Annotated in this window: 24 protein-coding genes; 20 read left to right on the top strand and 4 right to left on the bottom strand. The window is 70.0% G+C overall.

The window, feature by feature from the left end; genetic code table 11:
* Positions 1-239: 239 nt before the first annotated feature.
* Positions 240-1,748: a YifB family Mg chelatase-like AAA ATPase gene (locus tag ACFFJC_RS17765; protein ID WP_379488727.1), complete on the bottom strand. Its 1,509-nt coding sequence runs from the start codon at positions 1,746-1,748 to the stop codon at positions 240-242.
* A 174-nt stretch (positions 1,749-1,922) separates the two neighbouring features.
* On the opposite strand from ACFFJC_RS17765, the gene ACFFJC_RS17760 reads away from it, so the two are divergent.
* From ACFFJC_RS17760 to ACFFJC_RS17725, 8 genes are all read left to right on the top strand, one after another.
* Positions 1,923-2,738, top strand: coding sequence for an alpha/beta hydrolase (locus ACFFJC_RS17760; RefSeq protein WP_379488726.1), 816 nt, complete (start codon positions 1,923-1,925; stop codon positions 2,736-2,738).
* An 86-nt stretch (positions 2,739-2,824) separates the two neighbouring features.
* Positions 2,825-2,959 (top strand): 50S ribosomal protein L34, encoded by a 135-nt coding sequence (rpmH, locus tag ACFFJC_RS17755; protein ID WP_007012267.1) that lies wholly within the window; start codon positions 2,825-2,827, stop codon positions 2,957-2,959.
* Between the two features lie 175 nt (positions 2,960-3,134).
* On the top strand, positions 3,135-3,518 hold the full coding sequence (gene rnpA / locus ACFFJC_RS17750; RefSeq protein WP_379488816.1) for a ribonuclease P protein component: 384 nt from the start codon (positions 3,135-3,137) through the stop codon (positions 3,516-3,518).
* Positions 3,515-3,760 carry a membrane protein insertion efficiency factor YidD gene (gene yidD / locus ACFFJC_RS17745; protein ID WP_379488725.1) on the top strand — a complete coding sequence of 82 codons (246 nt, stop codon included), beginning with the start codon at positions 3,515-3,517 and terminating at the stop codon, positions 3,758-3,760. Before rnpA ends, yidD begins: the two co-directional genes overlap by 4 nt.
* A 71-nt stretch (positions 3,761-3,831) precedes the next feature.
* Positions 3,832-5,643, top strand: coding sequence for a membrane protein insertase YidC (gene yidC / locus ACFFJC_RS17740; RefSeq protein ID WP_379488724.1), 1,812 nt, complete (start codon positions 3,832-3,834; stop codon positions 5,641-5,643).
* Between the two features lies 1 nt (position 5,644).
* Positions 5,645-6,301, top strand: a complete 657-nt coding sequence (gene yihA, locus ACFFJC_RS17735) for a ribosome biogenesis GTP-binding protein YihA/YsxC (RefSeq protein ID WP_379488723.1) — start codon at positions 5,645-5,647, stop codon at positions 6,299-6,301.
* A 168-nt stretch (positions 6,302-6,469) separates the two neighbouring features.
* Positions 6,470-7,603 carry a DUF47 family protein gene (locus tag ACFFJC_RS17730; protein WP_379488722.1) on the top strand — a complete coding sequence of 378 codons (1,134 nt, stop codon included), beginning with the start codon at positions 6,470-6,472 and terminating at the stop codon, positions 7,601-7,603.
* 22 nt (positions 7,604-7,625) lie between these two features.
* Entirely contained in the window at positions 7,626-8,627 is a 1,002-nt protein-coding gene (locus ACFFJC_RS17725; protein ID WP_379488721.1) for an inorganic phosphate transporter, read from the top strand.
* A gap of 243 nt (positions 8,628-8,870) precedes the next feature.
* Here the strand turns inward: ACFFJC_RS17725 and ACFFJC_RS17720 are convergent, their stop codons facing one another.
* Complete coding sequence (locus ACFFJC_RS17720; RefSeq protein ID WP_379488720.1) at positions 8,871-9,266, bottom strand: hypothetical protein; 396 nt, start codon at positions 9,264-9,266, stop codon at positions 8,871-8,873.
* 226 nt (positions 9,267-9,492) lie between these two features.
* Positions 9,493-9,918 carry a DUF2141 domain-containing protein gene (locus ACFFJC_RS17715; RefSeq protein WP_379488719.1) on the bottom strand — a complete coding sequence of 142 codons (426 nt, stop codon included), beginning with the start codon at positions 9,916-9,918 and terminating at the stop codon, positions 9,493-9,495.
* Positions 9,919-10,036: 118 nt separating this feature from the next.
* Between ACFFJC_RS17715 and ACFFJC_RS17710 the strand changes: the two genes are divergently transcribed.
* Genes ACFFJC_RS17710 through ACFFJC_RS17700 form a run of 3 tightly spaced genes read left to right on the top strand, consistent with a single transcriptional unit; the run spans position 10,037 to position 12,472 of the window.
* On the top strand, positions 10,037-10,702 hold the full coding sequence (locus ACFFJC_RS17710) for a glutathione S-transferase family protein (RefSeq protein WP_379488718.1): 666 nt from the start codon (positions 10,037-10,039) through the stop codon (positions 10,700-10,702).
* The gene (locus ACFFJC_RS17705; RefSeq protein ID WP_379488717.1) at positions 10,702-11,547 is read left to right on the top strand and encodes a S1/P1 nuclease; all 846 of its coding nucleotides are present in this window, start codon (positions 10,702-10,704) and stop codon (positions 11,545-11,547) included. Before ACFFJC_RS17710 ends, ACFFJC_RS17705 begins: the two co-directional genes overlap by 1 nt.
* A gap of 4 nt (positions 11,548-11,551) precedes the next feature.
* On the top strand, positions 11,552-12,472 hold the full coding sequence (locus ACFFJC_RS17700; RefSeq protein ID WP_379488716.1) for a DMT family transporter: 921 nt from the start codon (positions 11,552-11,554) through the stop codon (positions 12,470-12,472).
* Here the strand turns inward: ACFFJC_RS17700 and ACFFJC_RS17695 are convergent.
* The gene (locus ACFFJC_RS17695; RefSeq protein ID WP_379488715.1) at positions 12,465-13,802 is read right to left on the bottom strand and encodes a NupC/NupG family nucleoside CNT transporter; all 1,338 of its coding nucleotides are present in this window, start codon (positions 13,800-13,802) and stop codon (positions 12,465-12,467) included. The genes ACFFJC_RS17700 and ACFFJC_RS17695 overlap by 8 nt on opposite strands.
* A 346-nt stretch (positions 13,803-14,148) precedes the next feature.
* Between ACFFJC_RS17695 and ACFFJC_RS17690 the strand changes: the two genes are divergently transcribed.
* The 9 genes from ACFFJC_RS17690 to ACFFJC_RS17650 all read left to right on the top strand — a co-directional run bounded on the left by ACFFJC_RS17690 (position 14,149) and on the right by ACFFJC_RS17650 (position 20,036).
* Positions 14,149-14,805 carry a queuosine precursor transporter gene (locus ACFFJC_RS17690; protein ID WP_379488714.1) on the top strand — a complete coding sequence of 219 codons (657 nt, stop codon included), beginning with the start codon at positions 14,149-14,151 and terminating at the stop codon, positions 14,803-14,805.
* An 82-nt stretch (positions 14,806-14,887) separates the two neighbouring features.
* On the top strand, positions 14,888-15,787 hold the full coding sequence (argB, locus tag ACFFJC_RS17685; protein WP_379488713.1) for an acetylglutamate kinase: 900 nt from the start codon (positions 14,888-14,890) through the stop codon (positions 15,785-15,787).
* A gap of 47 nt (positions 15,788-15,834) precedes the next feature.
* Positions 15,835-16,407 (top strand): hypothetical protein, encoded by a 573-nt coding sequence (locus ACFFJC_RS17680; RefSeq protein WP_379488712.1) that lies wholly within the window; start codon positions 15,835-15,837, stop codon positions 16,405-16,407.
* Between the two features lie 261 nt (positions 16,408-16,668).
* The gene (locus ACFFJC_RS17675) at positions 16,669-16,977 is read left to right on the top strand and encodes a GIY-YIG nuclease family protein (RefSeq protein WP_379488711.1); all 309 of its coding nucleotides are present in this window, start codon (positions 16,669-16,671) and stop codon (positions 16,975-16,977) included.
* Positions 16,978-17,157: 180 nt separating this feature from the next.
* Positions 17,158-17,451 carry a YggT family protein gene (locus tag ACFFJC_RS17670; RefSeq protein WP_379488710.1) on the top strand — a complete coding sequence of 98 codons (294 nt, stop codon included), beginning with the start codon at positions 17,158-17,160 and terminating at the stop codon, positions 17,449-17,451.
* Complete coding sequence (gene folD / locus ACFFJC_RS17665) at positions 17,448-18,347, top strand: bifunctional methylenetetrahydrofolate dehydrogenase/methenyltetrahydrofolate cyclohydrolase FolD (RefSeq protein WP_379488709.1); 900 nt, start codon at positions 17,448-17,450, stop codon at positions 18,345-18,347. The genes ACFFJC_RS17670 and folD overlap by 4 nt, the downstream gene beginning before the upstream one ends.
* Positions 18,344-19,072, top strand: a complete 729-nt coding sequence (locus ACFFJC_RS17660; RefSeq protein ID WP_379488708.1) for a hypothetical protein — start codon at positions 18,344-18,346, stop codon at positions 19,070-19,072. Before folD ends, ACFFJC_RS17660 begins: the two co-directional genes overlap by 4 nt.
* Positions 19,073-19,074: 2 nt before the next feature.
* Positions 19,075-19,710, top strand: a complete 636-nt coding sequence (locus ACFFJC_RS17655; protein WP_379488707.1) for a MarC family protein — start codon at positions 19,075-19,077, stop codon at positions 19,708-19,710.
* Entirely contained in the window at positions 19,710-20,036 is a 327-nt protein-coding gene (locus ACFFJC_RS17650) for a YnfA family protein (RefSeq protein WP_379488815.1), read from the top strand. The genes ACFFJC_RS17655 and ACFFJC_RS17650 overlap by 1 nt, the downstream gene beginning before the upstream one ends.
* Positions 20,037-20,122 lie beyond the last annotated feature (86 nt).

Below are 20,122 nucleotides of genomic sequence, written 5' to 3'. Positions count from 1 at the left end.
GCCCACGCGCCCTGCGCTCATGCTGCCGGGGTATCGAAGCCTCGTGCCCCGCCTCGGGGCCTTCGACAGGCTAAGGCTGAGCGGTTCCGGGGAGTCCGCCGGGGGTAGGGCACGGGCCCGCCCACTCCCGCTCATGCTGAGCGTGTCGAAGCATGCTGGCCTCGCGCCTTCCCTCGGGGCCTGCGACAAGCCCGGGCTGGGCGGTTCGAAGGGCGAGCCGTCCGTCGCTCCGCGCCCCTTCAGTTGCGGGGAGGACGGCGCCGGTAGCTGAGCGCTTCGGCTACGTGGATGCGCGATACCTGCGGGGCCCCTGCCAGGTCGGCTATGGTGCGGCTGGTCCTGAGGATGCGGGTGTAGCCGCGGGCGGAGAGGTGCATCGCCTCGGCGGCCTGGAGCAGCAGCCGGCGGCCCGCCTCGTCCGGCGTGGCATGGGCTTCGAGCAGGTCGCCGTCGAGCTCCGCATTGGTGCGTGCGGGGGTGCCGCGGAGCCGGGCGGACTGGACCTGCCGCGCCCGCGCCACCCGCGCCGCGACTTCGGCGCTGCCTTCCCCCGGCGGAGGCAGCGCGAGATCGGCGGCGCGCACCGGGTCGACTTCGACGTGGAGGTCGATCCTGTCGAGCAGCGGACCCGAGACCTTGCTCTGGTAGTCGGCGGCGCAGCGCGGCGCGCGCGAGCAGGCGAGCGCGGCATCGCCCAGGTGCCCGCAGCGGCAGGGGTTCATCGCGGCGACCAGCTGGACCCGTGCGGGGTAGGTCAGGTGCGCGTTGGCCCGTGCCACGGTCACTTCGCCGGTCTCCAGCGGCTGGCGCAGCGAATCGAGCACGGCGCGCTGGAACTCGGGCAGCTCGTCGAGGAACAGCACGCCCATGTGCGCCATCGAGACCTCGCCCGGCCGCACCTTCAGCCCGCCGCCGGTCAGCGCCGCGATCGAGGCCGAGTGGTGCGGCGCGCGGAACGGGCGGGCGCGGCTGATGCGCCCGCCTTCGAGCGTGCCCGCGACCGAGGCGACCATCGACACTTCGAGCGCCTCGGCCGGGGCCAGCTCGGGCAGGATGCCGGGCAGGCACGAGGCGAGCAGCGACTTGCCGGCGCCGGGCGGGCCGACCATCAGCAGGTTGTGCGCGCCGGCCGCGGCGATCTCCAGCGCGCGGCGGGCGGTCTCCTGCCCCTTGACCTGCCGCAGGTCCGCTCCGCGCGCGGGCGGCTCCACTTCGCCCGGCGGGGGCGGCTGCAGCACCTGGATTCCGCGCAAGTGGTTGAGCAGGCTGATGAGGTTGGGGGCGGCCACCACCGGCACCCCGCTGGCCCAGCGCGCTTCCGAGCCTTGCGCCGCGGGGCAGATCAGGCCGCGCTCGCCCTCGCTGGCATGGAGGGCGGCGAGCAGCACCCCGGGCGAGGGGATCACGCGCCCGTCGAGCGCCAGTTCGCCCACGGCCACGAAGTCGGCCAGCTGCTCGGCGTCGATCACGCCCATCGCCGCGAGCAGCGCCAGCGCCACCGGCAGGTCGTAGTGCGAGCCTTCCTTGGGCAGGTCCGCGGGCGAGAGGTTGACGATGATCCGCTTGGGCGGCAGCGCCAGCCCCATCGCGGTGAGCGCGGCGCTGACCCGCTGGCGGCTTTCGCCCACGGCCTTGTCGGGCAAGCCGACGAGCGTGAAGCCGGGCATGCCCGGCGCGATCTGGCACTGCACCTCCACGGCGCGCGCCTCCAGCCCGAGGTACGCCACGGTCGAGACGAGTGCGACCACGAGGAGCCTTCCCTGATGCGAGTGGGGGCGGCGGCCCGCCCGGTCGGCCAGCGTGTACCGCAGACGCGCCGGCGGCCAGCGTTCAACTTTATGCCTTAAAGGCTTTTAACCGGCCTCGTGAGGGCGCGGGTAAGGCTTTGCGCGGCAGTCTCGGCGCATGCGCTCGCTTCCCGCATGCCTCGTCCTGCATGCCTCGTCCTGGCCAGCCTGCTCGCCGCATCCCCCCTGTCGGCGCAGGTGATCGCATACGAGGCCGTCGAGGTGGATGCCGACCCCTTCGTCACGGGTGGCGAGCGCAGCCTCCCGCCGGCGCCCGCGGTCATGCCAGCGGGGCCAGCGCTCGTGCCCGCAGGGCCGGTGGCGCTTCCCGCCTACGGACCGTTCCGCGTCCTCGATCCGCGCCGGGCCGCGCTCGTCGACGTGACCGACGGCCGCAGCCCGGAGGCCTTCGCCGCCATGCTGCGCGACCACCCCGGCATCGCCACGATCGAGATGCTCGAGTGCCCCGGGACCGAGGACGACCTCGCCAACCTGCGCCTCGGCCGCATGATCCGCGCGCACGGCATGGCCACCCACGTCCCGGCGGGCGGCTCGGTGCGCTCGGGCGGGGTGGAACTGTTCCTGGCCGGTGCGCGCCGCTCTGCCGATCCGGGCGCCGAGTTCGCGGTCCATTCGTGGATGGACGACACCGGGCTGGAACCCGACGACTATGCCGCCGCCGCGCCTGAGAATCGGCGCTACCTCGACTACTATCGCCAGATGGGCATGAGCCTGGTCGAGGCCGAGGCGTTCTATGCGATGACCAACTCGGTCCCGTTCGCCTCCGCCCGCTGGTTCGACGCCGCCGAGATGGCGCGGTGGGTGCGGCTGGACGCCGCGCAGCCGGCCGAAGCAAGCCCGAGCACGCCCCCTGCGACGATGACTGTGATTGCTCCCGCGCCTTCGCCCGTGATCGCGCTCGTCCTTGACTCTCCCGCCACGCTCCAGTAACGGCGCCCGACAGTTTACGTGGTCGTCCGTCCGGGCGGCCCTTTTTGTTCGGTCCTTCGGGGCCATTGGAATTTTCGAGGACCGACATGAAGCGCACTTTCCAGCCCAGCCGCCTTGTCCGCGCCCGCCGTCACGGCTTCCGCGCCCGCATGGCGACCGTCGGCGGTCGCAAGGTGCTTCGCGCTCGCCGCGCTCGCGGCCGCAAGAAGCTCTCGGCCTGATTCGCCGCCAGCGGCAGGGGCGTGAGCCCTTGCCCGACGGCGCCAGCCCAAGCCCTCGCCCGGTGGCGGAGGCTTGGGCTGGCGCCGTTTTGCTTTGGGGCGATTCGCCGCCCTCGGGCCGGCCGCGCCGGTGCGGGGCTTCGCTCCCGATGCAGGATGCCCTAGCGTGACCGCCATGGCCGACGCCTACACGATCCTGACCCGGCGGGCCGACTTCCTTGCCGCCAACCGCGGCCTGCGAGTCGCGCGGCCCGGGTTCGTGCTGCTCGCCAACCGCAACGCAGGGCTGGGCCGGCGGGCCGGGATCACCGTCACCAAGAAGATCGGCAACGCCGTGGTGCGCAACCGCATGAAGCGGCGCTTCCGCGCCCTCCTGCGCGAACTGCTCCCCGAACATGGCCTCGCCGATACCGATCATGTGCTGATCGGGCGGGAGAACGGCATCGAGCGCGACTTCGCGCTGCTGCGCGCCGAACTGGTGGCGGCGCTCGGCCGGGCGCGCGAGGGCAAGGGCGATTCGCCCCGCCCGCAGGGGCGCCGGCGCGGGCCGCGCAAGTGAGGCGGGCGCTGGCCTTCCTCGCCGCCCTGCCGGGGCTGCTGCTGATCGGCATCGCCCGCGCCTGGCAGCTGGGCCCCTCGGCGATCATGCCCCCGACCTGCCGCTACACCCCCTCCTGCTCGCAATACGCGATCGAGGCGGTCCGCAGGCACGGTGCGATTAAGGGTGGATGGCTGGCGCTGTGGCGTATATTGCGCTGCCAGCCGTGGGGCGGGCACGGTCACGATCCCGTACCGGACTGAGCACATATCGATGAGGGGCGGGGCCGTTCGATGCCGCCGCCGACCGGAATACGAGCAGGAAACAAGCCTTCGTGGAAAACCAGCGCAACATCATCCTGGCGGTCCTGCTGACCGCGCTCGTGCTTTTCGGCTGGGAGGCCGGGGTCGGCTACTTCTACCCGCAGGCCAAGACGCCGACGCAGACCGTCGCCGCGGGCGGCGCCGAGAAGGCGACCAGCCCCACCAAGCCGACGCGCGAGGGCGGGCTGCGCGATGCGGCCGAGGTGGCGCTGGAGCAGCAGGACCTGAAGTCCGCGCTGGCGGCCGGCGGGCGCGTGCCGGTGGCGGCGCCGGGCCTCTCGGGCTCGATCAACCTGACCGGCGCGATCGTCGACGACCTCGTGCTCAATCGTCACCGCGAGACGGTGGAGAAGGACTCCGGACCGGTCCGCATCTTCTCCCCCGCCGGCACCCCGGCGCAGCAGTTCGCGCAAGTCGGCTGGGTGGGCGAGGGCGTGGCCGCGCCCACCCCGCAGACGGTCTGGACGGCGCCTGGCAACGCGCGCCTCACTCCTTCCACCCCGGTCACGCTGACCTGGAGCAATCCCACCGGGCAGCGTTTCGCGATCACCTATGCGATTGACAAGGACTACATGATCACGGCCGTCCAGACGGTCGAGAACGCGGGCGGCGGCGCCGTCACGGTCAAGCCCTTCGCGCTGGTCAACCGCACCGCCAAGACCGCCAGCCTCGACACCTGGAACGTCCACTCTGGCCCGATCGGCGCCTTCGACCAGTCGGTCGACTTCGAGGTGAGCTACACCTGCGGCGGCGGCATCTTCACGATCTTCTCCTCGTGCGTGGACCTGGCGCAGCGCAAGGCCGTGACCAGCCCCGGCAAGGCGGACTGGATCGGCTTCACCGACGTGTACTGGATGTCGGCCCTGATCCCGGTCGGCGCGAAGGCCGAGGGCACCTTCCGCGCGCTGGGCAACGACGTGTTCCGCGCCGACGTGCTCTACGACCCGCAGGTCGTCCAGCCGCGCCAGCGCCTGTCGGTCACCACCAAGCTCTTCGCCGGCGCCAAGGAGCACACCGTGCTCGACGCCTACGAGGCGCAGGGCATCGCCAACTTCGGCCTCGCCATCGACTGGGGCTGGTTCCGCTGGTTCGAGAAGCCGATCTTCTGGCTGCTCACCGCGCTGTTCGACCTGGTGAAGAACTTCGGCGTCGCGATCATCCTGCTGACGCTGATCGTGCGCGGCATGATGTTCCCGATCGCCCAGCGCCAGTTCGCCTCGATGGCCGCGATGCGCGCCATCCAGCCCAAGATGAAGGCGATCCAGGAGCGCTACAAGGACGACAAGCAGAAGCAGCAGCAGGAGATCATGGCCCTCTACAAGCAGGAGAAGGTCAACCCGCTGGCGGGCTGCCTGCCGATGTTCCTGCAGATCCCGGTGTTCTTCGCGCTCTACAAGACGCTGATCCTGGCCATCGAGATGCGCCACCAGCCCTTCGTGCTGTGGATCAAGGATCTCTCCGCACCCGACCCGCTGCACATCCTCAACCTGTTCGGCCTGCTGCCGTTCGAGCCGCCGGCGTTCCTGGCGATCGGCCTGCTGGCGCTGCTGCTGGGCGTGACGATGTTCCTGCAGTTCAAGCTGAACCCCGCGCAGATGGACCCCGCGCAGCAGCAGGTCTTCATGATCATGCCCTGGTTCATGATGTTCGTGATGGCGCCCTTCGCCTCGGGCCTGCTGGTCTACTGGATCACCTCGAACATCCTGACCATCGCGCAGCAGAAGTTCCTCTACAGCCGCCACCCGCAGCTCAAGGCGCAGGGCGACAAGGAGGCTCAGGACAAGGCCCGGGCCCGCGAACGCGGCAAGGGCGCGAAGGCCTGACGTGGAGGAACGCGAAGACGACCTCGCCCGCAGCGAGCTGACGGAGCGCGCGCGCAGGCTGTTCTCGGGGCCGGTGACGTTCCTCAAGAGCGCGCCCGCGCTCAAGTTCCTGCCCGATCCGGACGTGCCCGAGATCGCCTTCGCCGGGCGCTCGAACGTGGGCAAGTCCTCGCTGTTGAATGCGCTGGTCGGCCGCAAGGCGATCGCGCGCACCTCGGTGACGCCGGGGCGGACGCAGGAGCTCAACTTCTTCGAGGTGGGCGAGCCGCTGCTGTTCCGCCTCGTCGACATGCCCGGCTACGGTTTCGCCAAGGCCCCGCCCAAGGTGGTGGAGACCTGGCGGCGGCTGGTGCGCGACTACCTGCGCGGCCGGGTGGTGCTCAAGCGCACGCTCGTCCTCATCGATTCGCGCCATGGCGTGAAGCCGGTGGACGCCGAGATGATGGAGATGCTCGACCAGGCGGCGGTGGGCTACCGCCTCGTCCTCACCAAGGCGGACAAGATCAAGGCCAGCGAGTTGGAGGCGGTCCACGCCGCCACGCTGGCGGAAGCGCGCAAGCACTCCGCCGCCTATCCCGAAGTGCTCGTCACCAGCTCCGAGAAGGGCATGGGCATCGACGAGCTTCGCGCGGCGGTGCTGTCCGACAGCCTGCTCTGAGCGGCTGGCGCGCCACATATCCAAGGATTCGATGGCGCGCGGAAACTCGCGCCGCTTGCGGGGCGTAGAGGCTGGGAAGGGCGCCGTCGAAATGTGACGATTGCGTGACGATGCCGGCTCGCCTAAGGGCGACAGCTTCGCGGCCCGGGACGAAAGGAGATCTCGCCGATGCGCCAGATTGCCGTTCTTCCCTACCGCACCGTGGGTGCGCAGATCGATGCGCCGATCGAGATCCTGCTCATCACGTCGCGCCAGAGCCGGCGCTGGGTCATTCCCAAGGGCGGGCTGATGAAGGGCCTGGCCCCGCACGTCGCCGCCTCGCGCGAGGCGGAGGAGGAGGCGGGCGTGCTCGGCGCCACCTGCCCGGTGCCACTGGGCTCGTACCGCTACCGCAAGCAGCGCAACTCGGGCGCGTCGATCTGGGCCGATGTCGACGTCTATCCCTTCGCCGTAACCGAGGAGCTGGACACCTGGGACGAGCAGCACCAGCGCGAACGCCGCTGGTTCTCGCTCGCGGATGCGGCTAGTGCGGTGGACGAAGAGGACCTTCGTGCCCTCATCCGTTCGTTCGGCGCGCTGGAGTTTCGCGCCGCCGCCAGTCCCGCGCGCCTGATCGGCGCGGTCGCGGACACGGTGGCCACCAAGACAGGGGTCAATGCCATGTTCGCCTGGTTCCAGAAGCTGCTGCCCGAGCAGGGCAACTTCTTCGACCTGTTCGAGAAGCAGGCCGCGACGCTGGTCGCCGGCGCCGACGCGCTCGCCCGGCTGGCGCAGGGCGGGGCCGGGCGCGCCCAGCACATCCGCGAGATCGCCGAGCGCGAGCACGACGCCGACGAGATCACCCGCGAAGTGCTGCAGACCGTGCGTCGCAGCTTCCTGACGCCGTTCGACCGCTCGGCGATCACCAGCCTCATCAACACGATGGACGATGCCATCGACGAGATGCAGCAGACCGCCAACGCCTCGGACCTCTACGAGGTGGTCGACTTCGAGCCCGAGATGATCGACATGGCGGCGATCATCGTCGATGCCGCGCGGCTGACGGCCGAGGCGATCCCGCTGCTGCGGCGGATCGGCGACAACGGCCATCGCCTCCACGAGCTGACCGAGCGCCTGGTGCGCATGGAAGGCCACGCCGACGAGATCCACGCCGCCGGCCTCAAGCGCCTGTTCAAGGCGGACCTCAAGGAGCCGATGCACTTCTTCGTGCGCCAGGAGATGTTCAAGCGGCTCGAGCGCGTGGTCGACCGCTTCGAGGACCTCGCCAACGAGATCGACGGCCTGGTCATCGACCACTCCTGACACCCAGAGCGCCAGGCACGCCATGGACCACAGCCTTGCCCTGCCGCTGCTGATCGGCCTCGTCGCCCTGGCGCTGGCGTTCGACTTCCTCAACGGGCTGCACGATGCCGCCAACGCCATCGCCACCGTGGTGGCGACGCGGCTGCTTTCGCCGGTGGTGGCGGTGCTCTTCGCCGCCGGCGGCAATTTCCTCGCCTACTTCTTCGTCGGCCTGCACGTCGCCGAGACGGTCGGGCGCGGCATCATCGACAAGGACGCGGTCACCCCGGCGGTGGTGTTCGGCGCCCTGGTGGGCGCGATGTTCTGGAACGTGCTCACCTGGCTCAAGGGCATCCCCTCCAGCTCCAGCCACGCGCTGATCGGCGGCCTGCTGGGCGCGGGCATCGCTCACGGCGGGTTCGCGGTGGTGGAGAGCGCGGGCACGCTGACCACCATCGCCGCGATCTTCATCTCGCCGCTGCTGGGCTTCGCCATCGCCATGCTGCTGATGCTCGTCACCAGCTGGCTGTTCCGCGGCTCCAGCCCGCGCCGGTCGAACAGCGCGTTCAAGGGGCTGCACCTGCTGTCGAGCGCGGCCTATTCGATCAGCCACGGCGGCAACGACGCGCAGAAGACGATGGGGATCATCGCCGTCCTGCTCTATTCCACCGGGCACATGCGCGGGGGCTTCCACGTGCCGCACTGGGTGGTGCTCTCGTGCTACCTGGCGATCTCGCTCGGCACGCTGTCGGGCGGGTGGAAGATCATCAAGACGATGGGCTCCAAGCTGACCAAGCTGAACCACCACTCGGGCTTCTGCGCCTCCGCCGCGGGCTCGGTGGTGGTGTTCGGGGCCAGCGCGCTGGGCATCCCGGTCTCCACCACCCACGCGATCACCGGCTCCATCGTCGGCACCGGCGCCGCCCGCCGTTCGAGCGCGGTGCGCTGGTCGGTGGCGAGCCGGGTCATCGTCGCCTGGTTCATCACCATTCCCGCCAGCGCGGGCGTGGGCGCGCTGTTCTACTACCTCACCCGCCTGTTCTAGGCCTTGCGCTCGTAGAAGCAGCGTGGCGGATTTCGCCCCATCCTCCCCTTGGGGGAGGGGAACCATGCGAAGCATGGTGGAGGGGCACGAGCGGTTTGCGTGACCTTGATCGGCAGGAGGTTCTGCTGTGGGCCAACGCGATGGCACGCAAACCGAGGGTACCCCTCCACCACCCTGCGGGTGGTCCCCCTCCCCGTTCCGGGGAGGATGGCTACGACGGCTTCCGCCCCAAAGCTGCCGTAGCTAGTTTCGTGGCCAGTCTCTTCTTGGCTCACGGAGTGCGAGGGCTAGCGTGTTGCTGTCACCTCTGGCGATGTCGATAACGTGACGCGGTTGGAACGGAAGTTCGATGCCGCTCCAGAATTCGTCGTTCTCGCCAATGCTGCTTGGGTCGTTATCAAGAAGTCCGAAGAAGCCAGTAGGCTGCCGCTCCCGGACCAGCACCCACATTCGCTCAATAGCTACGGGCTCATCAGGATTATCGACGCTGATTTGGAAAATTAGCTTCACCAGATCACCCGGTTGCAAATTTTCCCGGTCCTTCAGTTCAGGTATCCAGAATGTGGTAGGCGCATTTGCATGATATGCCTCGCCATCTTCGAGGCACCATCCGTCGATCTGCAAATCTGGTTCACGCATACCGTCCGTTTTAGAGCGCAACGGAAACGGCAGCAATCCACCCCACCTCAGCCGTCCTCGACCCGCTCAGCCTGAGCTTGTCGAAGGCCCCGCATCACGCGAGGTTTCCTTGCTTTGACAAGGTCAGCATGAGCGGTGTGAGTGGACTGCAGGGCAACTCCCCATCCATCCGGCCATCCACCTCCGCACCGCGAACGGCGTCCCAGAGTCGAGATCGGCCGAAAGCTCAGGGAATCTTGCGCACCGGGAAGGCGATGCGCGTGGGGCCGGTGCCGTGCTGGAAGGCAGCGGCGGCGAACTTGGGGCGCGACATCTTGACCCGTACGTCGTTGGAGAAGCCGACCAGTTCCAGCGGCATGCCGATCATGTTGCGGTCCGCCTTGCCGTTGCCGTTGGCGTCCCAGTAGGCCTGCGCGGCGTAGCGGCCGGGGGGGACGCCGGTGACCGTCACCACCGTCGTTCCCGCCCGCGCGGTGGCTGCGGCGGACCAGGGGCAGCCCTCGCGCGTGAAGCGGGCCTCGGGGCAGATGTCGACATGGACGCGGCCCTTGGCGGCGGCGATGCCCGACACCGAGACTTCCACCGGGGCGCCACCGGCCCCCGTCAGCAGCGGCAGGGCGAGGAGCAGGGCGGCGGGAAGGATCGTGCGCATGCGCCTCTTGTGATCCACCGGGGATCGCAAGTCCAGGTGCCTTGCACGCCGTTCATCCTCGACACGGCACGCCCCAGCCACTAGGTCCCGGGTTCGCGCTACGAGGATTCCCCCGCCCGTGAAGCTGATCATCGGCAACAAGAACTATTCGAGCTGGTCGCTGCGGGGCTGGCTCGCCTGCAAGCAGTCAGGGCTCGGCTTCGACGAGATCACCGTGCCGCTCTACGGCGACGACTGGGAGCACCGCAAGAAGAGCTCCGACGAGCTCGCCCCCAGCCAGGGCAAGGTGCCGATCCTGTGGGACGGGGACGCCGTGGTGTGGGACAGCCTCGCCATCGTCGACTACCTGGCCGACAAGGTGGGCCGCGACCGCTTCTGGCCCAAGGCCGACGACGCGCGCGCGATGGCGCGCTCGATGGTGGCGGAGATGCACTCCAGCTACATCGCCTTGCGCCGCAATTGCCCGATGAACATCCGCGGCCGCGCGCAGGGGGTGACGCTCGACGAGGAGACGCGCGGCGACATCGTGCGCATCCTCACCCTCTGGGCCGAGGCGCGCGCGCGCTTCGGCAAGGGCGGGCCGTTCCTTTTCGGCACCTTCGGCGCGGCCGACGTGTTCTACGCCCCGGTCGTCAGCCGCTTCCTGACCTATGGCATCGGCGTCCCCGGCTTCGCGCAGGCCTACATGCAGGCGGTGTGGGAGCACGAGTGGATGCAGGCCTGGATCGCCGCGGCGGAGACCGAGGAATGGGTGATCGAGCAATACGACGCGCCGGTGGCCTGATGCGCAAGCTCCTGCTGATCGTGGCGGCGCTGTGCGCGCTGGCGTCCGGTCCCGCCCTGGCCTGGGGCGGCCTCGGCCACCGCACCGTCGGCGCCATCGCCATGGCCAACGTGAAGCCCGCCACGCGCGCCGCGATCCGCCGGCTGCTGGCGCACGAGCGCGAACTGGACACGCCCGCCTGCTCGCTGCGCACGATCGAGGACGCCGCCACCTGGCCCGACTGCATCAAGGGCGAGCGCTGGCGCTGGGCCTACCAGAACGCCTGGCACTACCACGACCAGCCGATCTGCGGGACCTTCGACCTCAAGCAGCTCTGCCGCGACGGCATGTGCGCGACCGCGCAGATCGCGCGGGACGAGCGCCTGCTGGCGAACCGCAAGCTGGCCCCGGTGCTGCGGCTGGAGGCGCTGGCCTTCCTCGTCCACTTCGTCGGCGACATCCACCAGCCGCTCCACGTCGGCGAGAACGAGGACCAGGGCGGCAACGCGGTCAAGGCGGACTACGGCATGGCGCCCGGCCGCAACCTCCACTCGATCTGGGACGGGGTGCTTGCCGAGCGGGCGATCACTTCGGCCCGCCCGCCGCTGGTGCGCGTCTACACCGCCGCCGAGAAGGCGCGGCTCGCCACCGGCGGTACCGAGGACTGGGCGCGCGAGAGCTACGAGATCAGCCGCGACTTCCTCTACCCGCTGGCGTTCGGCGGCAAGCTGCCCTGCGACGTCAAGGAACCGCAGAAGGTGGTCTGGACCAATGCCGCCATCGAGCAGGCCATCCCCGTGGTCGACGAGCGCATCCAACGTGCCGGCCTCAGGCTTGCCGAGGTGCTCGACCGGGCCCTGGGCTGATCCCTTGGGCGAGGGCAGGCCGCAGGGCGGCTCCAACGCGCGCGCCTTCCTGCTGCTCGGGCTGGTGATGCTGTTCTGGGCCGGCAACTCGATCACCGGCCGGGCTGTCCGCGACGACATCCCGCCCTTCACGCTTGCCTTCGGGCGCTGGCTCGTCGCGGTGCTCGTGGTCGCGCCGTTCGCCGCGCGGCGGCTGTGGGAGGAGCGCGCCGTGGCGCGGGCCGGATGGCGCTGGATCGTGGCGCTCGGTTTCCTCGGCATCGTCTGCTTCAACGCCTTCATCTACTCCGGCCTGCACCACACCAGCGCCGCCAACGCGCTGCTGCTGCAGGCCTCCATCCCGGCGCTGGTGCTGGTGCTCGACCGGGCGATCTTCGGCACCCGCGCGAGCGGGCTGCACAAAGCGGGCGTGCTGGCCTCGACGCTGGGCGTGGTCGCCATCGTGTTCCGCGGCGATGCGGCGGCGCTGACCACGCTGCGCCTCGGCGCCGGGGACGCGCTGGTGCTGTGCGGCGTGGTGGTCTGGGCGCTCTACACCGTGCTCCTGCGCAAGCGGCCGGCGATCTCCGCCTCCAGCTTCCTGCTGCTGGTGTTCGTGCTGGGGGCTGCCGCGATGGCGCCGCTCGCCGCCTGGGAGCACGCGCAGGGGCTGGGCTTCGCCTGGAGCCCCCGCGTGCTCGCCGCCTTCGCCTACGTCGGCATCTTCCCCTCGGTGCTCGCCTATTTCATCTACAACGCCGCGACGGCCCGGCTCGGCGCCGCGCGCTCTGGCCAGGCGATCACGCTGATGCCGCTGTTCGGTGCCTTGCTCTCGGCGCTGCTGCTGGGGGAGCGGCTGGAGGGCTATCACGTCGCCGGCATGGCGCTGATCCTGGCCGGCATCGTCCTCTCGGCGGTCGACCTCGTGCGGCCGCGCGTCAGCTAGAGGCGAGGAACAGCCCGGCCAGCGCCGCGCTCATCAGGTTGGAGAGGCTGCCCGCCGCCAGCGCGCGGATGCCGAGCCGCGCGATGACCGGGCGCTGGTTGGGCGCAAGGCCGCCGGTCACCGCCATCTGGATCGCGATCGAGGAGAAGTTGGCGAAGCCGCACAGCGCGAAGGTCACCACCGCCACCGTGCGCGGGGAGAGCACGCCGTCCTTGCCCAGCTCGATGAACGAGACGAACTCGTTGAGCACGATCTTGGTGCCGAACAGGCCGCCGGCGTGCATCGCCTCGGTCCAGTCGGGCACCGCGAGGAGATAGAAGATCGGCGCGAAGACGTAGCCCAGCAGCGACTGGAAGGTGACGCCCGCGAAGCCGAACAGCCCCGCCACCCAGCCGACGAAGCCGTTGGCCAGCGCGATCAGCGCCACGAAGGCGAGCACCATCGCGCCCACCGCCACCGCCAGCTTGACGCCGGTCTGCGCCCCTTGCGAGGCGGCCATGATGATGTTGGCGGGCTTCTCCTCCTCGTGCTCGAGCGCCTCGGGCTCGTCGACGTGGACGCCGGGAAGGTGGGTCACGTCGGCCCGGTTGAGCGCTGCGGCGGCGGCGCCGGCGGGCGGGATCATGCTCTCGTGGACCGCGTGCTCCGCCAAGGCATCGGCAGCCGGGACGGCGCGCGGGTCGGGCATGATCATCTTGGCCATGAAGATGCCGCCCGGCGCCGACATGAAGGCGGCGGCGACGAGGTAGTCGATGCGGATGCCCATCGAGGCGTAGGCCGCCAGGATCGTGCCGGCAACGCCCGCGAGGCCCACCGTCATCACGCAGAACAGCTGCGAGGGCGTCAGCCCGGCAAGGTAGGGACGGATCACCAAGGGCGCCTCGCTCTGCCCGACGAAGATGTTGGAGGCCGCGCACAGGCTCTCCACCTTGCTGATCCCGGTCACCTTCTCCAGCCCGCCGCCGATCCAGCGCACCACTAGCGGCATGATCCGCAGGTAGTAGAGGATCGAGATCAGCGAGGCGAAGAAGATGATCACCGGCAGCGCCGCGATGGCGAAGCTGGTGCCGCCGATCTCTGGCGAGGCGAGCGGGCCGAACAGGAAGTCCACCCCGGCGTGCGCGTAGCCGAGCAGGCTCTCCACGCCCGAGGCGGCGCCGCGCAGCATGCGGTTGCCCCAGGGCACGTAGAGCACCAGCGCCGCCAGCCCCGCCTGCAACGCGAACGCCGCGCCGACGATACGCGGGCGGATCGCCTTGCGGTCGGTGGAGAGCAGGAAGGCTGCCGCCATGATGAGTACGATGCCGATCAGGCTATAGGCGACATGCATCGAGGCGCGCGGCTCCGGAAGATACGGTGAGAACAGCCCCCGACCCTACTGGCGCGCGCGCGGCAGGGCTAGAGCTTATTCGGAGCGGGGGGGCGGGAAAGGGCGCGGCCGGTGATGCTGAAGGGGGCGTGGCATCGGACCCTTGCGCCCTGCCTTCCGGGCCTTCGACAAGCTCAGGCTGAGCGGATTCGGGAGCAAGTTTGCGGGGGCAGGCCACGAACTCCCCCACGCACTCCGCTCATGCTGAGCTTGTCGAAGCATCGAAGCTTCGCCCCAACCGCTCCCCCGCGGGCGGAATTCGCCGGCCCACCTAGTGCAATCGCGCTTTGCCCGTTACAGGACGGGGATGAATCAACCCGCGCGCGCTCCCGTCATCACCCGTTCGCTGTTCGTGTTCGCCCTGCTCTACGGCGGGCTGGTGGTGCTGGCCGGGGTGCTGGGGACCAAGCTCGCGTCGCTCGGGCACTGGCCGGTCTTGGGGGACCTGGCGGTCGAGTCGGGGATCTTCGCGTTCCTGCTGCTGGTGGTGCTGTCGAGCGCGGTGGCGGAACTGCACGGGACCGACACGGCCAACCGGCTGGTGCGCTTCGGGTTCATCCCGCTGATCGTCTCGATGCTGCTGCTGACCTTCGTGATCCGCGTGGTGCCGCCGGCGCCGTTCTGGCCGGACCAGGAGGCCTACGCGCGGCTGCTCGGGCAGGGCGCGCGCATGCAGTTCGCCGGGCTGATCTCCTACGGCGTGTCGCAGACGCTCAACGTCTACCTGTTCTCGCGCCTGTCGCAGGGCGGCGGGCGGCTGCTGATGGTGCGCGCCTGGATCGCCAGCATGCTCTCGCAGACGCTCGACACGGTGCTGTTCATCACCATCTCGTTCGTCGGCACCGGCCTGCCGCTGCTGTCGATCATGGAGGGCCAGATCATCTCCAAGCTGGTGCTCTCCACGATCATGGTGCCGCCGTTCATCTGGTTCTTCGTCAAGCTCGGCCGCAGGCTGGACGCCTGAGCCGGCAGGCGCCGCGCAGGCCCGGAAAAAATCACCGGAAGGCGGGTTCAAAATCGCGCGTCGCGGCTTATTAGCGGACGTCATGTCGAATCCCCACCAGCCCGCTCTCCTCGCCAAGGCCGAAACCCTCGTCGACGCGCTGCCCTACATGCAGCGCTACGCCGGGTGCACCTTCGTGGTGAAGTACGGCGGCCACGCCATGGGCGACCCGGAGAAGGCGCGCGACTTCGCCGAGGACGTGGTGCTGCTGAAGGCGGTGGGGATCAACGTGGTGGTGGTCCACGGCGGCGGACCGCAGATCGGCGCCATGCTCAAGACCATGGGCGTCGAAAGCCGCTTCGTCGATGGCCTGCGCGTCACCGACAAGGCGACCGCGGATGTCGCCGAGATGGTGCTCTCGGGCGCCATCAACAAGGAGATCGTGAGCTGGATCGCCCGCGCCGGCGGCAAGGCCATGGGCATCTCGGGCAAGGACGGGGGCATGGTCACCGCGCGCAAGGTCCAGCGCACCGCCAAGGATCCCGACAGCCGGATCGAGCAGGTGGTGGACCTCGGCTACGTCGGCGAGCCGGCCAGCATCGACACCTCGGTGATCGAGACCATCTCGGCCGCCGGGATGATCCCGGTGATCGCGCCGATCGCGCCGGGCGAGGACGGCGAGACCTACAACGTCAACGCCGACACCATGGCCGGCGCCATCGCCGCGGCGCTCGGCGCCTCGCGGCTGTTCCTGCTCACCGACGTCGCCGGCGTGCTCGACAAGCAGGGCAACCTCTTGACCGACCTCACCCCCGCGCTGATCGAGGGGCTGAAGGCGGACGGCACGATCTCGGGCGGCATGATCCCGAAGCTGGAGACCTGCATCCACGCGGTCGAGGCCGGGTGCGAGGCCGCCGTGGTGCTTGACGGCCGGGTTTCGCATGCCATGTTGCTGGAAATATTCACGCAGGAGGGTGCAGGCACGCTGATCCGGGCGGCCTGACGTCCTCGCAGGGGGGAACTCACGAGCTGAAAGGCACTTCTGACCACATGCGTACCACAGCCCTCCTCGCCGTCCTCCTGTCGGGAACCGCGCTCATGCTCGCCGCATGCGGCGAAGCGGGCGAGGATCCGGCCGTGCTCGAAAGCGTCGGGCCGAGCGGCGGCGCGAGCGAGGACGCGGTGGTCGATGCCGGGACGGACGCCGCCACCGGCGCCGCCGAGCAGGGCGCGAGCCCCGCGCCCGACGCCGCCGGCCTCGATACCGCCGCGCTGACCGAGCGGCGGGACCCGGAGCGCCTGCTGCGCTACTACGCCAGTGCCCTGCGCACCGGCGACTATGCCGCCGCCGCCCGCGCCTGGAGCCTCGATGCGCAGATGACGCCGGCCAAGCTCGAGGCGCAGCTCGGCGGCCGCGCCGGCCCCCGGCTCGCCATCGGCAAGGGCGACATGGAAGGCGCCGCCGGCTCGCTCTACTACGAGGCCCCGGTGGTGGTGGACTTCGGCGACGGCCGCGCCTCCAAGCGCGGCACCATCGTGCTGCGCCGGGTGAACGACGTCCCCGGCGCCAGCGACGAGCAGCTCAACTGGCGCATCGAGCGGACCTCCACGCTGACGCAGTGAAGGCGAAGCGGCCGGCCGGGCCTTCGACAAGCTCAGGCTGAGCGGGCTGAGGGGGAGGCAGGCTTGTGTTGCGGAATTCCGTTCCACCCAACCCGCTCATGCTGAGCTTGTCGAAGCATGGAAACCTCGCGTCCAGCCTCGGGCCCGCCACAGTGCAGCGGAGGGTCTCGGAGACACGTGTTATCCCATCTTGCCGAAGGCTAACCCTCGCCCGCTCAGGCTGAGCTTGTCGAAGCCCGGGCGCCCCGCCAGACCCCAGCCATGGCGTTCCACACCTACATCCTGCGCTGCGGCGACGGATCGTACTACGTGGGCCATACCGATGACCTGGACCGCCGCATCGCCCAGCACCGAACCGGCGCACTCGGCGGCTATACCGCCCGGCAGCGGCCAGTGACCCTCCTCTGGGCCCAGGAATTCCAGACCCGCGACGAGGCCTTCGCGGCCGAACGCAAGCTCAAGGGCTGGAGCCGGGCCAAGAAGGAAGCGATGATGGCCGGAGACTGGGCGCTGGTCCGCCAACTGGCCCGCAGCGCCCCGCATGACGGGCCTTCGACAAGCTCAGGCTGAGCGGTTCCGAGGGTGAGGCGGTCTTGGCTACGGACCACCCACTCCGCCCGTGCCGAGCCCGTCGAAGCATGGAAACCCCTCGTTCCATCACCAAGCCTTCGCGGACGCACCCTTGCCCCGGTGCCGCCGGCTCGGCTATCAGCGCGGCTTGAACGCACCCACGCAGCAAAGGAGCAGGCGTTGCTGTTCTTCACCCTCTACCAGATCCTCGACTACCTGATTAACATCATCGTCTTCGTAGTGATCGTGCAGTTCGTGCTCAGCCTGTTGATCGCCTTCAACGTGGTCAACATGCACAACCAGTTCGTCTCGGCGGTCTACACCGCGCTGAACGCGATCCTCGAGCCGATGCTGCGGCCGATCCGGCGGATCATGCCCAACACCGGCGCGATCGACTTCTCGCCGATGGTGCTCATCATCGGGCTGACGATCCTGCAGATCATCTTCGCCAACCTCGCCAGGGCCTACGGATGAGCGCGGAGGCCGAACGGATCGACGGCAAGGCCTTCGCGGAGGGGCTGCGCGACCGCGTCGCCGAGGCGGCGGCGGCGTTCACGGCGCGGGCCGGGCGCCAGCCGGGCCTGGCGGTGGTGCTCGTGGGCGAGGACCCGGCAAGCCAGGTCTACGTGCGCAACAAGGGGCGCCAGACGGTGGCCTGCGGCATGGCGAGCTTCGAGCACAGGCTGCCCGCCGACGCCGCCGAGGCGGACCTGCTCGCCCTCGTGGAGACGCTGAACGGCGATCCCGCGGTGGACGGCATCCTGGTCCAGCTGCCGCTGCCGCCGCAGATGGACGAGGCCAAGGTCATCGCCGCGATCAACCCGGACAAGGACGTCGACGGCTTCCACGTCGTCAACGTCGGCCGGCTCGCCACCGGACTTCCCGGCTTCGTGCCCTGCACGCCGCTGGGCTGCGTCATGCTGCTGCGCGACCGCCTGGGCTCGCTGTCCGGGCTCGACGCGGTGGTGATCGGGCGCTCCAACATCGTCGGCAAGCCGATGGCGCAGCTGCTCCTGGCCGAAAGCTGCACGGTCACCGTCGCCCACAGCCGCACCCGGGACCTGCCCGAGGTGGTGCGCCGCGCCGACATCGTGGTCGCCGCGGTCGGGCGCCCGGAGATGGTGAAGGGCGACTGGCTCAAGCCGGGCGCGACCGTGATCGACGTCGGCATCAACCGCGTTCCGGCCGCCGAGGCGGGCAAGACCCGGCTGGTGGGCGACGTCGACTATGCCTCGGCCGCCGCCGTCGCGGGCGCGATCACGCCGGTGCCGGGCGGGGTCGGGCCGATGACCATCGCCGTCCTGCTGCGCAACACCATCGTCGCCGCGCACCGCAACGAAGGGCTCGACTTCGACGAGAGTACGCTTTGACGCGCGCGCGGGCGGCGGCCCTGGCGGCTCCAGCGCTGGCGACGGTGCTGCTGGCCGGACTGGTGGGGTTGGCCGCTCCCGCCCAGGCCGAGCGGCGCCGTCCGCCCCCGGGGGCCGGGACGGCCAATCCCAGCGCGCTGGTGGCCGCCGAGATCGCCTTTGCCCGCATGGCGCGCGAGAAGGGGCAGTGGACCGCCTTTCGCGAATATGCCGATGACGATGGCGTGCTGTTCGTGCCTGAGGCCGTGCGCGCGAAGGACTGGCTGCGCGGCCGCAAGGACCCGCCGGCCGCGGTGCAGTGGCAGCCGCACCAGGTCTGGATGAGCTGCGACGGCTCGCTGGGCATCACCAAGGGCGCATGGCAGCGGCCCGACGGTTCGGTGGGCTACTTCACGACGATCTGGAAGCGCCGCAAGAAGGGCGACTACCGCTGGGTGCTCGACCAGGGCGACACGCTGGCGCAGCCGCTGGAGGCGCCCGAGATGCTCTCCGCCACGGTGGCGGACTGCCCGCAGCGCCGCCCCGGCCCGCCGCCGGGGGTCGTGCAGGAGAGCGCCGGCGACGTTCCGGTGGGACCGCGCGGCTCCGGACTGTCGGACGACGGCACGCTCGCCTGGTCCTATGCCGTCGCGCCCGACAAGGGCCGCACGCTGGTGGTCTCGCTGCGCAAGGGCGGCACAATGCGCGAGGTGCTCTCGCTCGCCGTCGCCGGCGAGGCGCCGTAGCGATGTACGAGCTGTTCCTTAGCGCCTTCGTCACGCTCTTCGTGGTGATCGACCCGCCGGGCTGCGCGCCGATCTATGCCGGGCTCTCGGCCGACGCCAATCACCGGCAGGCGGTCTCGATGGCGGCGCGCGCCTGCCTGATCGCGGCCTGTATCCTGGTGGTCTTCGCGCTGTTCGGCAAGTCGCTGCTGGGCGCGCTGCACATCGAGCTCGACGCCTTCCGCATCGCCGGTGGCATCATGCTGTTCATGATCGCCATCGACATGGTCTTCGAGAAGCGCACCCAGCGGCGCGAGGAGCGGGCCGAGCGGATCATCGCCCACAACGCCGTGACGCCCGAGGTGGAGGACGTGTCGGTGTTCCCGATGGCCATGCCGATGCTGGCGGGCCCGGGCTCGATCGCCACCATGATGCTGCTCACCAGCCGTGCCCACGGCAGCCAGCAGACGCTCACGATCCTGGCGGCGATGGTGGCGGTCATGCTGCTGGCCTTCGCCGCGCTCGCCGCCGCCGGGCCGCTGATGCGCGTGCTGGGGGACAAGGTGGAGGCGGTCATCACGCGCCTGCTCGGCGTGCTCCTGGCGGCGCTCGCGGCGCAGTACGTGATCGACGGGGTGAAGGCGACGCTGCTCGGGTGATCCGGGCCGCGGTCCTCTACGGCCTGGCCGCGCTGACGGAGATCGCCGGCTGCTTCGCGTTCTGGGGCTGGCTGCGGCTGGGCAAGCCCGCCTGGTGGCTGGTTCCGGGTTGCGCCGCGCTGGTGCTGTTCGCCAGCCTGCTGACGCTGGTCGACACCGCGCAGGCGGGGCGGGCCTATGCGGCCTATGGCGGCATCTACATCGTCTCGGCGCTGGCGTGGCTGTGGCTGGCCGAAGGGGTGCGTCCCGACCGCTGGGACCTGCTCGGCGCGGCGACATGCCTGGTCGGGGCAGGGGTGATCCTGCTGGCTCCCCACCGCGCCTGAGCGTGGCTCCCGGCGTAGCGCCTGCCGCTGACCCCACGCTGACCGCACGCTAGAGCGTGATCATCTTAGGCTGAAGCATAGCCGCT

Source organism: Novosphingobium soli (genome assembly GCF_042432915.1).
Lineage (GTDB): Bacteria > Pseudomonadota > Alphaproteobacteria > Sphingomonadales > Sphingomonadaceae > Novosphingobium > Novosphingobium soli.
The sequence above is the reverse complement of the archived record's forward strand: the minus strand, read 5'-3'. Positions and strand labels throughout refer to the sequence as shown.

Excerpts from the sequence above, each read along its gene's own strand:
- ACFFJC_RS17720 (WP_379488720.1), bottom strand. The coding sequence starts at position 9,266 with ATGCGTGAACCAGATTTGCAGATCGACGGATGGTGCCTCGAAGATGGC.
- folD (WP_379488709.1), top strand. The coding sequence starts at position 17,448 with ATGAGCGCGGAGGCCGAACGGATCGACGGCAAGGCCTTCGCGGAGGGG.
- ACFFJC_RS17730 (WP_379488722.1), top strand. The coding sequence starts at position 6,470 with ATGCGCCAGATTGCCGTTCTTCCCTACCGCACCGTGGGTGCGCAGATC.
- ACFFJC_RS17760 (WP_379488726.1), top strand. The coding sequence starts at position 1,923 with ATGCCTCGTCCTGCATGCCTCGTCCTGGCCAGCCTGCTCGCCGCATCC.
- rnpA (WP_379488816.1), top strand. The coding sequence starts at position 3,135 with ATGGCCGACGCCTACACGATCCTGACCCGGCGGGCCGACTTCCTTGCC.
- rpmH (WP_007012267.1), top strand. The coding sequence starts at position 2,825 with ATGAAGCGCACTTTCCAGCCCAGCCGCCTTGTCCGCGCCCGCCGTCAC.
- ACFFJC_RS17725 (WP_379488721.1), top strand. The coding sequence starts at position 7,626 with ATGGACCACAGCCTTGCCCTGCCGCTGCTGATCGGCCTCGTCGCCCTG.
- ACFFJC_RS17715 (WP_379488719.1), bottom strand. The coding sequence starts at position 9,918 with ATGCGCACGATCCTTCCCGCCGCCCTGCTCCTCGCCCTGCCGCTGCTG.
- ACFFJC_RS17655 (WP_379488707.1), top strand. The coding sequence starts at position 19,075 with ATGTACGAGCTGTTCCTTAGCGCCTTCGTCACGCTCTTCGTGGTGATC.
- argB (WP_379488713.1), top strand. The coding sequence starts at position 14,888 with ATGTCGAATCCCCACCAGCCCGCTCTCCTCGCCAAGGCCGAAACCCTC.
- ACFFJC_RS17690 (WP_379488714.1), top strand. The coding sequence starts at position 14,149 with ATGAATCAACCCGCGCGCGCTCCCGTCATCACCCGTTCGCTGTTCGTG.
- ACFFJC_RS17705 (WP_379488717.1), top strand. The coding sequence starts at position 10,702 with ATGCGCAAGCTCCTGCTGATCGTGGCGGCGCTGTGCGCGCTGGCGTCC.
- ACFFJC_RS17680 (WP_379488712.1), top strand. The coding sequence starts at position 15,835 with ATGCGTACCACAGCCCTCCTCGCCGTCCTCCTGTCGGGAACCGCGCTC.
- ACFFJC_RS17695 (WP_379488715.1), bottom strand. The coding sequence starts at position 13,802 with ATGCATGTCGCCTATAGCCTGATCGGCATCGTACTCATCATGGCGGCA.
- ACFFJC_RS17675 (WP_379488711.1), top strand. The coding sequence starts at position 16,669 with ATGGCGTTCCACACCTACATCCTGCGCTGCGGCGACGGATCGTACTAC.